This is a genomic window from Bacteriovorax sp. Seq25_V (assembly GCF_000447795.1).
GTDB lineage: Bacteria > Bdellovibrionota > Bacteriovoracia > Bacteriovoracales > Bacteriovoracaceae > Halobacteriovorax_A.
Genome location: NZ_AUNI01000014.1, coordinates 160,362 through 174,997 on the forward strand (window position 1 = coordinate 160,362; position 14,636 = coordinate 174,997).

The following is a 14,636-nucleotide window of genomic DNA, read 5'->3' on the forward strand; positions in this document are numbered from 1 at the left end:
TAAAATGAATATTGAAGAAACTTCAAAACAATATATCGAAGACCTCCAAGCAGTTGCAGGTTCGACACTTCAAATTGAAGCACTAGAACTATTTAAGAAAAGAGGCCTACCGACAACAAAGCAAGAGGACTGGCTATACACAAAGCTTTCTGATGTTCTACCGTCAAAGTTTGAAATTTGTAATCAACCAGGTGAGCTTGAGAATGTAAAAGTTGCTGGAAAGTATCAGATTGTTTTTGTTAATGGAGTCTACAACCAAGAAGAGTCTTTCTTCCCAGAAGATTTAATCATCGAAAACACAAGTGCAAATGATATTGATTCAAAAGATTGCATAGATGATGAAAAAGATACTTTTGCAATGTTAAACGGCGCTGCGACGACAAAGATTTTAAACATTACTGTTCCTAAGAACGTGATTCTCGATGATGTAGTAAGTATTGTTCACCTTAGTAATTTTGAAAATTCTTTTGCTACACCCAGAGTTCACATCACATGCGAGAGATTTTCAAATTCAAATTTCGTAGAAATATTTAAGGGACGTGACGGTTTAAAATACAACAACCTTTCAGTAACAAACTTCAAATTAGAAGACGGTGCGATTACAACACACACAAAGGTACAAACAGAAGGAAATAGTGCATTTCACTTTTCAAGTGTTAATGCAGAGATGGCCAAAGATTCAAGCTTTAACTCATTCACATTTACTACGGGTGCAAAGAAATCAAGAAATAATATCGATGTAAGACTAAAAGGAACAGGAGCGACAGCTTCAGTTGATGGACTTTACGCACTTCGTGGTGCACAACACTGTGATAATTTCTCACTAATTGAACATATTGAAGCTCATACAGAAAGCTCTCAACTTTTCAAAGGAATCCTTGACGATTCTTCTCGTGGAGTATTCACCGGAAAAGTTCTTATTTGTAGAGATGCCCAAAAAGTTAACTCAGAACAATTAAATAAGAATCTGCTTCTATCTAAAAAGGCACATGCTGACACTAGACCACAACTTGAAGTTTATGCAGATGACGTTAAATGTGCCCACGGTGCGACTGTTGGTCAAATGAGTGACGAAGAAGCTTTCTATCTAATGTCACGTGGACTTTCTCGTGATCGAGTACAAAAGCTACTCATCCACGCTTTCTGCGCTGATGCAATCTCAAAAATAGGCAATGATCAAATTGAAAAATTCTTATCAGAAGTTCTATTTGAATCATTTGAAAAAGATACATTCAAACACATGGAAGAAGTATGAGCATAGACGTTAAAAGAGTAAGAAATGATTTTCCTGAACTGGAAATTCTAGTTCATGGAAAACCGCTAATCTATCTAGATAATGCAGCAAGTACTCTGAAGTGCCTTCCTGTTATTAATGCAGTAAACAACCACTACTCTCACGAAGCGGCAAATATTCACCGTGGTGTTCACTACCTGAGTGAAAGTGGAACAATCAAGTACGAAGAAACAAGAAGCAGGATTCAAAACTTCATCAATGCAAGACATGCTCACGAAGTGCTCTTTACTAAAGGAACTACTGAGTCTTTAAATTTAGTCGCACAGTCATATGTCAGTGATTTTTTAACAAAGGGTGATGAGATCCTTGTTTCAACAATGGAGCACCATTCAAATATCGTTCCTTGGCAAATTGCTGCTCAAAGAGTTGGTGCAACAGTAAGGGAAATTCCAATCAATGATCAAGGAGAGATACTTCTTGAAGAATATGAGAAAATGCTCTCAGAGAAAACAAAGATTGTATCGATCTGTCATATTTCAAATTCTCTTGGAACAATCAATCCGATCAAAGAAATGATCGACATGGCCCATAAAATTGGATCAATTTTTGTCGTTGATGCAGCTCAATCAATTTCACACGAACCAATAGATGTTCAATTACTTGATTGTGACTTCTTAGCTTTTTCTTCTCATAAGATGTTTGGACCAACAGGAATTGGTGTTCTATATGGAAAAGAAGAGCTTCTAAATAAAATGCCTCCATACCAAGGTGGTGGAGATATGATCGATGTGGTTTCATTTGATGGAACAACATACAATGAGCTTCCGCATAAGTTTGAAGCAGGTACTCCGCACATTGCAGGGGGAATCGCTCTTAAATATGCTATCGACTATATTGAGTCTTTAAAGCTTGAATCAATCTATGCCCATGAAAAGATGCTTCTTGATTATGCAACAGAAGAAATATTAAAAATTGATGGAATTAAAATTATAGGAACTGCAAAAAAGAAAGCGTCAGTACTTGCTTTTTCAATGGCAGGAGCTCACCCTCATGACATCGGAACATTACTTGACCGTCAAGGAGTAGCAGTAAGAACAGGTCATCACTGTACTCAACCACTAATGAAGCGAATGGGAGTACCTGCAACAACACGTGCATCTTTTAGTGTTTACAATACTTTTGAAGATGTAGATGTATTTATCCAAGCATTATTAAAGGCAAAAGAACTTCTCTAAGAGAAGAATTACCAGGAATTTATATGAGTGATCTTGATATTTTTATTCAACCAACTCCAAATCCAAATGCACTGAAGTTTATTCTTGATAAACCAGTGAAAGATAACGGCTCATCGACTTACCGCACTCCAATGGAGTGTGGCAATAACGAACTTGCTGTAAATCTTTTTACGGTAAGGGGTGTTGACCAATTACATTTCTTTGAGAACGTAATTACAATTACAAAATTTAATTATGAATCATGGGATGAAATCGAACCCAAAATTATGGAAACGATTAACACATTCATGCCAATGCATAATTCTTCGTATGAAGAATACGATCCAGAAGTAGATAGAAGAAAGAATCTTTCTCCTGAATTACTTGCTATTGAAGAAATTCTTGATCGAACAATAAGACCAGGTCTACAAGGTGATGGTGGAGATGTTCAAACCCTTTCTTATGAGGACAATGTACTTCTAATCAAGTATCAGGGAGCTTGTGGAACCTGCCCAAGTTCAACGACTGGAACACTTGAAGCAATGAAAGCAATTCTAAGAGATGAATACAATCCAGACATCGATGTTTATATTGCACCAGAGTGGTAGGAGAGAACTCTCCTACTTTGCTTTCTCACAAAGTTTTTCTGATATTTTGTGAGCAAGCCTTACCATACCAGGTAAATCATTTATTTTATTTTTTCTCACTCCAAAACTAACAAATAAATTATTCTGATAAACTTCACAGGCGATTTTATTAGACGCATCGATGTAAGTAAGATCCTCCAATGCCTTTTCCAAGGTGATACTATCTATTGAATAGTCATTACTGGAATTGATTTCTTTTAACTTTAAATGAAATTCCTGTAGGCCATTTTTCGTTGGTTTCTCAGAGAAAGTTGACATAAAATGCTTCAATTCATCTTGAAATGAAGCACTCGCACTTGAGAAGAAGCTACAAAAAAGTACTATCTTAATTAGTTTCCACATTCGCGCTTCCCTCTTCCTTCTGTGACAGCAAGATCACCATCGATACCTCCGGTACCACCTGTTCCAGGAACATAAGAGGCAACTTCATTCTTACGTGAAGTACTCTTACTATTATAACGATACTTTAGGTAGTGACTAAAATAATTTTTAAACTCGTCTGTAGAAAGATCTGCGAGGGATTTGTTAACTAACTTCTTTCCTGTAATCCGACCATTTCTCCCCAGCTCTTCAACACGATTATGACTTAAGTCTTTAGCGAACAACTCAAACACTGTATAAATACCTTTTTCCCCACCATTGTACATCCAACGACTAAGTATTTTTGAAAACTCACGAACTTTATCTTTTGACATTTTCTTCTTAGATACTTTATTTATTTCATTCAACATGTATGTCGAATACTTCTTATTTTGTTGATACATAATCATTGAAATAAAAAAGTCTTCACTTGGATTACTTGGAGCACAGAGACGAATATTTTCCTGTTTTACGACATCAGCGTGAGTTTTTCCCTTATATGGATCATTATACATACGTTTTAATCCAGCGCAATTTGGATCGTTGCTCTTAACCTTATCCTGGAGATGTGCAAGCATATAAGCAGTTAGTCTTCTTACTGGCCGATCATTTTTTTCATAATTTTCATATGCAACTGACTCATTAAGTCTTTGAATTTTTCTTGCCAAGGAGTGATTGCGATCAATATAACTCTTACTCTCCCTAAAGGCCTGGTAGAAGTCATTGTAAGTCTTTGGAATAATCTGACCAATTCCAGTTGCAAATGTCGGACTTACCGCGGTTGGTTGAAAATGTGATTCATGATTAATTATTGGAAAGAACTCTTTGGGATCAACGCCTAAGCAACTAGCAGCACTTAAGAAGCTCTTCGCAAGGTACTCTGACGTTTTTCTATTCGCACAGGCACGAGGTCTTTTATCAGCAAGTCGACTGTAAAATTGGCCTTTGCTATTTTTAACACGTTCTCTTATTTTTTGTGGAATAACGTTCCCATGACTGTCTTTCTTGCATGAGGGGGCAGCATTATTCGCAGTTCCAGAAAGCATACTTTTACTAATACACTCAGTATAAGTATCAATAAGAGCACTATCAACATCACCAACTCCTGTTTTAAAATCTAAAATATTTGAAAGATAGTCATTAGGCTTTAGTGGTCCTTTATTTGTTTTAATCGTCTTATCACGGCAACTTTCATAGTCTTCATCATCAGCATATGTGTCATCAACTTCATTCGAATTATTGAGCTGACAATCAACCTCATCATACTCGACAGCTGTATTAAATGAATTATTACTCATAATATTTCCCGCTGTATCATTAAAGTTAATACTCAAAGCTCCGGCATTATTGAGCTCATCTAGTGCATTTGCATCAAGACGATACTCAAAGCGTTCACCATTTCTTTTAACGATATAGCTACCATTAGTATGCTTACCAACAATTTCAATTCTATCATTTGCATCAAAGCTATATGATTTCCCAGTTCTTCTACCAACTGCCCTTACCTTTGCACCATCTGGAAGTTTAAAAACAAGTCCTTTCTCTAGGTTTAAAATAGAGTTAGGATCTTCCACTTCATCAAGATTATCTATTCCCATATTTGATGGATATGTTGCAGCTAAGGTAGGAAAATCAGAGATTGCAAGTCTAGATCCTTGTGGTAAACCCACAACACTAAAACGACAAACACCATTTTCAGATATTGACGTTTTAACAACTGTTCCCTCTGGAATAGTGTCATACTTCCCAGGAACACTAATAATAGAAGTTGATTTTCTTAATTTAAAAGTTTTTTCAGATTTCGGACACTCTGTATTTGTATAGAAAGCTTCATCAGAAGATTCATCTTCTATCTCATTTTCTTTATCCTTAGGGAAAGAAAAGCGTTTAAAAAGTAAATCAAGAGCATCTTCATTTTGTAGTATTGTAGCAGAACTTGGTGCGACTTGTTTTTTTACAACCTTATCACTTATATACCCATTTAGTGTCTGATCACCAATAGCAGCATCTCCCTTAACACCACTTGCAGAAGATAAAACGCTAATCTTTCTCTTCCATCCATCCTTAGCCCCAAGCTTTAAGGTGTCTCCAGGCTGAAGAATTACTTTTTTCTTATTCGCTAGTTCTATTTCAATTGGAGCATTAACCACTAAGATATTTTCTTCAATTGCGGCAAGAGATTTTCGCTTCAAGTACCCTTGTGAAACAAGCTCATTGTAGCGATTGTTTCCTAAAATCGCGGCCCCTCTCTTGGCCAAGGGGTTGCTCGTTTTAATAATACGTATATGTCTCTTCCAATTCTCTGGGTCAAGTATCTCAATGGTATCTCCTTCATTGAGATATTGCTCATTTCCATCGATATACCTCACAATCACAGAACGATCGGAAGTAATAGTCATAACCTGACCAGCAAGTACTGAGAAATTTAAGAGTATAAATAGATAAAATTTAAGGAACTTCATTAGAACCCTATCGGCACTTGGGCCTATAGGGTTTAGAAAAACTTGATGATTTTACTTACATTGTGGAACGTATGAGTAAAGAAGACTTCCACCCTTTAACTTATTGATAAAACGTTTAACAACACCTTGAGCAACCGCTGGACAACCAAGGGTCCTTCCTTGTCTAACTGGTTTATCATAAACATAAGAAGCTTCATGAATGACAACAGCATTTCTTCTGACATCAGATGAACTCGCTTCAAGACCATTCAAAAGAAGAGCATTTGCAGCCTTTGTTCTCTTATACTCTCCGTATGCAAACTTAGATGAGTGATAAGTCCCATCAACTCTAATAAATCCAGGACGAGTCATCCCCCATCTTCTATGCTTTACTAGCCTCAATTTACGGGAAAATTTAGAGTGCATACAACGATCCAGCATCCCATCGTGGTTAATATCAGCAACAGGGAAACCTAACCTATTTCTTCCTGAACCATGAGCTACGTATTCTCTTTGTAGCTCACCCGTTTCCATATCCATGATGTAGAATCTCTTATTTCTTGAATTCTGCGAATAATCAATTATCGAAACGTAACGCTGGTTAGAGAATAAATCCAAATTATTATCATAATAATTGAATGTATCTTCAAGCGGAGTCGCTGGTACACCAAGAGAGACAAAGTGATCATACTTTTCTTCTAGGCTTAAGGTTGAAAAATTTTGAGTAGCTGCAAATACATTCATACTCAAGGCCATCATTAGTATTTTTATCTTTAACATCATGCATCAATAATCTCTAACTATATGATTTAAATCAATTAGCGGAAAATATTTCGCTTTAAGTATTAAAAATTCTCTATTGCCGCCGAAAGTAGTTCATGAGACAATACAAATGTTCGACAACTCAAACAACGAGGTAATCGTGATTATTCAAAACTGCAAGGAACTATTACAAGAGCTTGGTCACATCGAAAGCTATATCGAAGAAGTGGAGAGCCTGTTGAACACTTTAGGAATCGATTCAAATCGAGAGGAATTAATCGCTAAACTTATCAAGTCAAAATTCAAATCAGAATAAAATCTTCTTAGAGTGGGAAAATGATCCACCCTCCCACTCTTTTCAAAATCTTCTATCACTTTATTTACAGACTCAAATTTAATTGAGATTCTTTCTAAATGAAAATTATTATGACACTTATACTTGCGACAAATATCTACGCTGCAGACTTTAATTTCTTTGTATCAAAAATCCAGAGCAGCTGCTCTCTAGAGAATACTTTGATTATAAAGAAAACATTCCTTTCTCTCATTAAGGACTCTACTAACTGTAGCAATACTTTTAGTCAGGCCTTACTGGCTCAGTGTAAAGAAATCACATGCGAATCGGTATTAAATATTTATTTTGATTCACTAAATCATGGTTCAGGAAACGTTATTGGGGAAACAAATGAAAGCAATTAATATTATTTTATGCCTTTTGGTGGCATCGTCTGTATGTGCGACAACAATGAATGAAATTGACGAACGCCTAACGGATGTTGAAATCCATATGCTCCAAAAGAAAATTGACTTGGGTCTTGAGTTACAAATGTTTGGAGGTTATCTAAATAACGATAACTCAGAGGTGAGTAATAAGGCTTATCACGCAAAGATATTCAAAAATAATGTTCGCTTAAAGATGAAAGGTGATCTTAATAATGACTTCCAGGTGTATACTTCATTACAAATATCTCATACCTTCAACGACAATCTTCAAAGTGGTATTGATACAAATAACGACACATTAACACCTACGAATGGATCAAAACCTTATTTAAGAACCGCTTATTTCGATTGGAAAATTGCCAATAAATTAGTTTTCTCAGCAGGACGATTGCCAACAACATTTGGTCCACCAGAGCACCACAAACTTGGAAGGGGGAGACTTGGAACTTATCCACTAACGTCCTTTAATTTTCCTCTAGATGGAGTCTCACTTACGTATAACCCAATGGCTTCTAGTGATTGGAGTATAATCTCAAGGAGTATCTACGTACCTGCAACATTCACGGAGCCATCAGCCCCTTATCAAGGACTCTCGCTAAGCTCGAATAATCCTTCAACTGCAGCTAAAGGCCATGAAGGGTTTACGCAAATGCTTGAGATTGATTTTAATAAGAAAAATAGTTTCTTTGATTCTGCTAATACAATCTTTCAATACTCTTACCTCGAGCTTGGCTCCTTTGTTGAACGAACGGCACAATTACAACTTCTTCCAAATACAATTGATAGAAATATCTACCGCGTTTATGCCGACGGGAAAAAACTTTCACGCATGAAGATTATCTCTTACTATCAGGACTTCAATGCTATTTTTCAGACAAAATTTGATTTCTACTTTTCTTACATGAAGTCATGGGCAAATCCACTTTCAAACATTAAGGCGGAAGTACTTAGTGATGGAACAGGAGGCACTACTCCGGCAGGCACTCAATTCACAGTCGGCCAGTTTATCAAAAAAGGAGAAGCAGAAGGAACCAGAACAATATATGGATTAAAATATAACTTTGAGAATTCTTTCATTGGCGGAGAATTCTGGAAGACAACTGGCGTCCCTATTCCAAACGATCTTTATAGTGATGACCCAATCGCACTTGGTGGAATTTCTGGAGAATCTTACCATAGCTATTACACACACCAATTTTACAATAAACAAGTTTCTGTAAGAACGGGCTATGTGCATGTGAGAACAAATCGTGAATTCAATATATTCTCATACGTAGACAAGAAACAGAATATTAACCTTGCCTATACATCACTATTTGTTAGTTTTTAAATTACCACTCTCTTGGGAAGTAGTACTGATTCATTTTCTCATGTACACTTCCCTTTTCTGGTTCAAAACAATAAGTAAATTTACATCTCGCAGGAAGCGAAATCAAAATAGAATCTGTTCTTCCATTTGATTTCAGACCAAAATGCGTCCCTCTATCATGCAAAAGATTGAACTCCACATAACGTCCGCGACGGTGAAGTTGGAAGTTTTCATCCTCTTCTGTAAAAGCTTCATCTACGCGCTTTTCAACAATTGGGAAATATGAATTGATAAAGTGATTTGAAATCTCAGTAAACATCTTAAAATCGGCATCAATATCGCCTGAGTTAAAATGATCGTAGAATATTCCTCCAACTCCCCTCATCTCATTATTTCTATGCTTGTTAACAAAATACTCATCACAAGTCTTTTTCCATTGCTCATAGTGTCCATATGGAGTGCAAGCGTCTTTCCAAACCTTGTGAAAATAAGAGAAGTCTTCTTCATGAGGATAAAATGGAGTTAGATCTGCACCGCCACCAAACCAGAACTTATCCCCGGCACAAATCATGCGGAAATTTGCATGAACAGTAGGAACACGAGGATTTCGAGGGTGAATAATCAGAGAGATTCCAGTTGCCCACATTTCATTCTTTGTCGCTCCAATTTGCTTTGCGAACTCAGGGCTAATGGCCCCAAAGACCTCTGAAGTATTAACTCCAGCATTTTCGAAGATTTCCCCAGTAAAAGCACGTGTGATTCCACCGCCACCAGGGCTTCCCGCACTATCGACACGTTGCCACAAATCTTCTTGAAGATTAAGAGAGTTATCTATTTCACGCATCTTTTCAGTAATTTGATTTTGTAGATTCTTTACGTGATCAGCAAAGAGGTTCTTATATTGTTCAAGTGTATTTTTATCCATAAAAAATGGTCCTTAGTTATTAACTTTGTATAGCGAGCATGATAAGTATGGTCAAAATTAAAGAAATTCTAATGAAAACTAAAACAACCGTAATTATCGCTATATTTATACAGCTTCTGACATGTTTTGTACACGCTAGCGAGGTACAAATCGGGCCAACAGCCTCAGAGACTCAGGCCCAAGAAGAGATCTCTAAGCGTAATACTGAGTATTACTACACGTATGTTGATCGTTCTCATACTCGTGAAGAAAATATAAATAATATTGCCGGTGTTTATGGGGTAACTTGGTTACTATACCCATTAACACAGTTTTCTACAGTAAGAGAAAACGGATCACTTGCAAAGTATCGTAAGAATTTTGGAAAGGTCGTTTTTGACCAGGATGAACCATTTTGGAATTGGTTTGTTCATCCAATTTCAGGTTCTCAGCTATTTCTATTTTATCGAGCACGAGGATACTCTCGCTCAGAGGCACTGACGATGTCCTTTATTTCTAGCTCCCTCTTTGAATTTACAGTCGAGATTTATACTGAGCCAGCAAGCGTTCAAGACCTTTACCAGACTCCAGTTCTCGGTGCCGTACTTGGACTAGGAATTGAGAAGCTCTCTCTTTATTTATTAAATACAGGTAATCTTCTAGGAAAGATTATTGGACATGCAATCAACCCTTCAACTCTACTTTGGTACTATGAAGGTAAGGTTCGTGTGATCCCACAAATTGCACCGAAACAGGTAGGGTTAAATGTACAGATTGATCTCTAACCTACTTATCATTCTTGCTCTTCTTGTTGGTGCCCACAAAGTACTCGCCTATGAAAATGACTTCGCTCTAAAGGGTGGTTTTATTTTTGCTGAATCAAAATTTAATAAACTAGATGATGATGCTCCAGAGTACGAAGAACGTGAAGAGACAAAATCATTTGGTGTTCACACTTCTTTTTCATATACATGGACGAAAGTAGAAACAGGTTTTGAATCACGCATTACGCTTGGTAAAGAGGCGCAACTTAGCTTCTCTTCAAAAGGTGAAACAATTGAAGGACGAGGAAGTATTCGCTCAGTAGATATAACTCCTTTTGTTAAAGTGCGATCTAAAACTTTTCATTTCCCACAGAAAGTTCAAAGTTACTTTAACACATTAAATCTCACTCCATGGTACGCCTACTTCAAACTCGGACCATCCTGGATGATCCAGTCCGTGAATCTCGATAAGTTTAGTATTGATGCAGAACTTAGGGAGAATCATAAAATCTCATATGAATCGGTAGGATTTTCTCTTAGTATTGGTATCGAGGAAGATCTTACTTATAAAACTGAACACCCATGTTTCTTCGAAGTAAGTGTGAGCGCCTATGAGTCATATAAAGTTTCTCTTGTTGATACAACTGATTCAAAAGAAATTAATATTCTCGAACAAAGAGATGCAAAACAAGATATTAAAACATTTCAACTTATGTTTATCATTGGGATGACTTTCTTTTAACTCTACAGAGGAACAAATGGATAATATTCTTTACCATAACCCAAGATGTTCAAAAAGCCGTACGGCCATCGATCTTCTAAATGAAAGTGGCATCTCATACTCGATAAAAGAATATTTAAAAGAGTCTATGAGTCTCCAAGAGCTTGAATCTATTTTTAAAAAACTCAAAATTTCATCACCACTTGATGGAATGATACGTCTTAAGGAATTTCCCGAAACAGACTTCAATACTCTCTCCAATAAAGAGATTTTTGAATTTATCATCACCAATCCAGTATTACTTGAACGTCCAATTTTTGTAACTGAAAATACTGCTGTTATCGGGCGTCCAACTGAAGTACTAGCACGATTTCTTGCCAAATAAATTTGGGCCACTTTTCATCTAAAATGTAATTTTAGGTACTTGAATAGAGTCTAAAGAAAAAAGTTATAATGTCGAATAGCCAAAGAGTTTATTTTAAGACCTGGATACGACATGAAATCAATATTATTAAAAGCTTACACACTTTCTCTCTGTCTTCTATTTTGCGCATCTGTTAGTGCCGCTGATGGAGTTGCTAAGATCATGATTGCTAAAGGGAAAGTCCTTAACCTTTCAGATAATAAGGAACTTAAAAAAGGCGACTGGGTCAATGAAGGCGCACAAATTCAAACTAAGGAGCGAAGCTTCGTTAAACTGCTTTTCATAGATAAATCTGTTATGAGCCTAGGCCCAGCATCCCAAATGGAAGTTGCAAAATTTCCAAAAGATAAGGCCGGAGTTATTACTCTCCTTAAAGGCCAATTAAGATCACAAGTAACAAAGAACTACATGGAAATGGATAAGAGCAAATCCAAACTTTTTATCAAGACAAGAACTGCGGCCATGGGTGTGCGTGGTACAGACTTCCAGGTTAACTACAATCCAGAAAATATGAATACATCACTTATTACATTTGAAGGTGCTGTTGCCATGGGTGCAATCAACAATCTTAGATCAAAGATTATCAATCAAGATCGACTTGAAAAAATTGTATCTGATTCAACATCTGTTATGGTTACGCGTGGTAATTTTTCAGGAGTTATGCCAGGAATTGATTCTAAGCCAGTTGCTCCTGTAAAAATTAATCTACAACAGCTAAAGGCCCTTGAAAAAAATGATGGCTCAATTTTTGATGCAAAATCTTCAGATAAACCAAAGTCCGCAAAACCAATTTCTAAGAGGAGTATAATTCCTCCTGGAGTTAATAGTGCTTCATTTCAAGGAGCTTCTAAAAGTGAAGTTTTAAAAGAAATTGCTAAAGTTGATCCAAAAACTGCTGGAGCAATTAAGTCGGACATCAACAAAGAAAAAGTACAAACAACAACGACGCCAAAAGCATCTGCTGTTACGAATGCTAAATTCAAAGATGGTGGTCTAGTTAATACGAGTGTTGTTGCCTATATCGCTCCACCAAAGAACGCGGCCATTGACCCAATGACAAAAGAAGCAATTATACCTGTTGCAATGGGTAGTTTCGATGATAGAACTGGTGAATATAAGAATGATTACTTTGTGATTGATAATAACTTAAACTGGGTACCTGTTGAACAGAAATTAACAGATGGTGAACCAAGTCGATTGCCAGCAAGTAACGAACCAGCACCAGAAGCACTTCCACTTGCTCCTCCTCCACCAGTTATTGGTACATGCGAAAACTGTGATATCAAGCCTCTTGATATACCTCTTGATGGTCCAGAGATTGGAGAAATTGACCCTGATCAACTGACAGAAGATTCACTCGAGAAAGTCGAAAACACAATTGACCAACAACAATCATCAAGTACTAGAACTAAAGTAATTTTTTCAGCAGAATAAAAATCATGTCCGGGCCAGCTTGCCCGGACAATGTTTCACAATTGTCAAAAATCCCGTAACAGCTTAAAATTAAAATAACTATTATCGATTTTTTAATCTGATCGAACAGAGGAATGTTACGTTGAAGGGATTATTTTTTGCAGGTCTTTTACTGGCCAATTTGAACGCTTATAGTGCTGACTTATCAAATGTTTATAAATCACTTAAAGATGGTGAATATGAGAAAGTAATCTCATCACTCGAATCGATAAAAAGTACAGACAAGAAATTTTTGTCAACAAAGTTCTATCTTCTAGGTCTAAGTTATTCTCGTCTACAAAATTTTCCAATGGCGATTGCGAATTACAAGCTCGCTGTTTCAGAGGGGAATAATGCTAATGATCTTTGGTATGAGCTTGGTCAAGCACTCTACGCTGAAAATGAACTTCAACTTTCACGTAAGGCTTTTTTTAGATCAGCAAAAGGTGACTATAACAGAGCTCAGTCGAATTACTATATTGGTCACATCTCTCAACTTCTTGATGATCATAAGAATGCTAAAAAGTTCTTCGAAGAAATCTTAAAAGACCCTAAAGCGGAGCTGGAGATGCAACAAGTAGGACGTTTTCAATTAGCTGAAAGCTTACTACAAATGGCAAGAATGAAAGCTGACACAGCAACATACGTAGAAAAATATATTCTTCCTCAAATGGAAATTGCGCTTAAAACTATCCCAAAAAATGAAACAGCAAGAGACATCGAAAGAAGAATTGTTGAAATTCAAAAAGAATTTGGACTTGATCCAGCACTTATGAGAAACGGTCGCCCTCGCCCAGATAGTAAGCCTCAATATTCTTTTACACAAAGTTTTACATATGACAGTAATTTTACATTAACTAATGATCTTCCTGAAAATATATCAACGAGTAAAGATACATTCATCATCGAAAGTGTACTTGGAATTTCTACCGCTTTTGATTTTAAAAGAAGATTTATCATCAGACCATCTCTAGACTTAACTAAAACGTCTCATACAGATCGTGATAGTGCCAGTGTTTATGCAAGTGACGGCTATAACATCAATCCCAAACTAAGAACGAGTTATGAACACAAAGCATTCTCTGCTCCGGCTTCCCTACTCCTTGATGTATCTTATGAGTATCAAGCTGAGGATAGACTAGCGCAAAAGAGTGTTATCTTTAACAACCGAACAACAAGTTTCACAGTTGGTGAAAGATTTAAATATTTTCAAAAAGGTGAAACAACATTTAAAATTAAAAATAAATACTTTCGCTCATATAGCGAATCTCTTCACAACGACTCCGTCTCTTTCTCAATCGATCAGATTCTAATACACAACAAGGCCCTCTACGTAATACTCTTTCTGCACAATGAAATAAAGTATATAAATGCAGAATCTAACAACGTTTCCTCAAACACACTAAGATTTGATTATATCAAGCCAAACTTTTTCTCTAAAACAAATCTTAGCCTTGGTCTATCTAACACTTGGCAAACATACGAAGACACAACAAAGGACGAGGTCCGTGGAGTTGAGACAACTCTTTCAGCTAACATGAAACTCTCACGTCAGGTAAGGAAGTTCTTCAGCGTTGATCTCGAGCACATCTACACAAAGAATAGTTCAGATCTTGAAACAAGTAATTACTCAAAAAATGAGACAACATTAAGTTTAAACTTGAGCTTATAAGAAAATTTA

The 14,636-nt window shown here is 36.5% G+C and carries 15 protein-coding genes; 11 read left to right on the top strand and 4 right to left on the bottom strand.

Annotation, left to right across the window (positions count from 1 at the left end):
* Positions 1–4: 4 nt before the first annotated feature.
* Genes sufD through M900_RS07005 form a run of 3 tightly spaced genes read left to right on the top strand, consistent with a single transcriptional unit; the run spans position 5 to position 3,056 of the window.
* Positions 5–1,255: a Fe-S cluster assembly protein SufD gene (sufD, locus tag M900_RS06995; RefSeq protein ID WP_021274101.1), complete on the top strand. Its 1,251-nt coding sequence runs from the start codon at positions 5–7 to the stop codon at positions 1,253–1,255.
* Positions 1,252–2,469 (top strand): aminotransferase class V-fold PLP-dependent enzyme, encoded by a 1,218-nt coding sequence (locus M900_RS07000; RefSeq protein WP_021274016.1) that lies wholly within the window; start codon positions 1,252–1,254, stop codon positions 2,467–2,469. Before sufD ends, M900_RS07000 begins: the two co-directional genes overlap by 4 nt.
* A 23-nt stretch (positions 2,470–2,492) precedes the next feature.
* A complete protein-coding gene (locus M900_RS07005; protein ID WP_021274233.1) occupies positions 2,493–3,056 on the top strand; it encodes a NifU family protein in 564 nt (187 codons plus the stop codon).
* A gap of 12 nt (positions 3,057–3,068) precedes the next feature.
* Here M900_RS07005 and M900_RS07010 read toward each other — a convergent pair whose 3' ends face one another.
* The 3 genes from M900_RS07010 to M900_RS07020 are packed head-to-tail and all read right to left on the bottom strand — an operon-like array spanning position 3,069 to position 6,679.
* Complete coding sequence (locus tag M900_RS07010; RefSeq protein WP_021274131.1) at positions 3,069–3,437, bottom strand: hypothetical protein; 369 nt, start codon at positions 3,435–3,437, stop codon at positions 3,069–3,071.
* The gene (locus M900_RS07015) at positions 3,425–5,917 is read right to left on the bottom strand and encodes a transglycosylase SLT domain-containing protein (protein ID WP_021274028.1); all 2,493 of its coding nucleotides are present in this window, start codon (positions 5,915–5,917) and stop codon (positions 3,425–3,427) included. Before M900_RS07015 ends, M900_RS07010 begins: the two co-directional genes overlap by 13 nt.
* A 51-nt stretch (positions 5,918–5,968) precedes the next feature.
* Positions 5,969–6,679 carry a murein L,D-transpeptidase catalytic domain-containing protein gene (locus M900_RS07020; RefSeq protein ID WP_021274021.1) on the bottom strand — a complete coding sequence of 237 codons (711 nt, stop codon included), beginning with the start codon at positions 6,677–6,679 and terminating at the stop codon, positions 5,969–5,971.
* Between the two features lie 109 nt (positions 6,680–6,788).
* Between M900_RS07020 and M900_RS07025 the strand changes: the two genes are divergently transcribed.
* The 3 genes from M900_RS07025 (at position 6,789) to M900_RS07035 (ending at position 8,711) form a co-directional block, all read left to right on the top strand.
* On the top strand, positions 6,789–6,974 hold the full coding sequence (locus M900_RS07025; RefSeq protein ID WP_021274262.1) for a hypothetical protein: 186 nt from the start codon (positions 6,789–6,791) through the stop codon (positions 6,972–6,974).
* A gap of 98 nt (positions 6,975–7,072) precedes the next feature.
* Positions 7,073–7,357: a hypothetical protein gene (locus M900_RS07030; RefSeq protein WP_021274221.1), complete on the top strand. Its 285-nt coding sequence runs from the start codon at positions 7,073–7,075 to the stop codon at positions 7,355–7,357.
* On the top strand, positions 7,344–8,711 hold the full coding sequence (locus tag M900_RS07035; protein WP_034731795.1) for a DUF3373 family protein: 1,368 nt from the start codon (positions 7,344–7,346) through the stop codon (positions 8,709–8,711). Before M900_RS07030 ends, M900_RS07035 begins: the two co-directional genes overlap by 14 nt.
* A 1-nt stretch (position 8,712) precedes the next feature.
* Here the strand turns inward: M900_RS07035 and hemF are convergent, their stop codons facing one another.
* Positions 8,713–9,615, bottom strand: coding sequence for an oxygen-dependent coproporphyrinogen oxidase (gene hemF / locus M900_RS07040; RefSeq protein WP_021274202.1), 903 nt, complete (start codon positions 9,613–9,615; stop codon positions 8,713–8,715).
* 71 nt (positions 9,616–9,686) lie between these two features.
* Here hemF and M900_RS07045 point away from each other — a divergent pair, with 71 nt between their 5' ends.
* From M900_RS07045 to M900_RS07065, 5 genes are all read left to right on the top strand, one after another.
* On the top strand, positions 9,687–10,379 hold the full coding sequence (locus M900_RS07045; protein ID WP_157680582.1) for a DUF3943 domain-containing protein: 693 nt from the start codon (positions 9,687–9,689) through the stop codon (positions 10,377–10,379).
* Entirely contained in the window at positions 10,360–11,100 is a 741-nt protein-coding gene (locus tag M900_RS07050; protein ID WP_021274077.1) for a hypothetical protein, read from the top strand. Before M900_RS07045 ends, M900_RS07050 begins: the two co-directional genes overlap by 20 nt.
* A gap of 16 nt (positions 11,101–11,116) precedes the next feature.
* Complete coding sequence (locus M900_RS07055) at positions 11,117–11,464, top strand: ArsC/Spx/MgsR family protein (RefSeq protein WP_021274098.1); 348 nt, start codon at positions 11,117–11,119, stop codon at positions 11,462–11,464.
* A 111-nt stretch (positions 11,465–11,575) separates the two neighbouring features.
* Positions 11,576–12,937 (top strand): FecR domain-containing protein, encoded by a 1,362-nt coding sequence (locus M900_RS07060; protein ID WP_021274209.1) that lies wholly within the window; start codon positions 11,576–11,578, stop codon positions 12,935–12,937.
* A gap of 121 nt (positions 12,938–13,058) precedes the next feature.
* Positions 13,059–14,627 carry a tetratricopeptide repeat protein gene (locus M900_RS07065; protein WP_021274291.1) on the top strand — a complete coding sequence of 523 codons (1,569 nt, stop codon included), beginning with the start codon at positions 13,059–13,061 and terminating at the stop codon, positions 14,625–14,627.
* Positions 14,628–14,636: the final 9 nt, after the last annotated feature.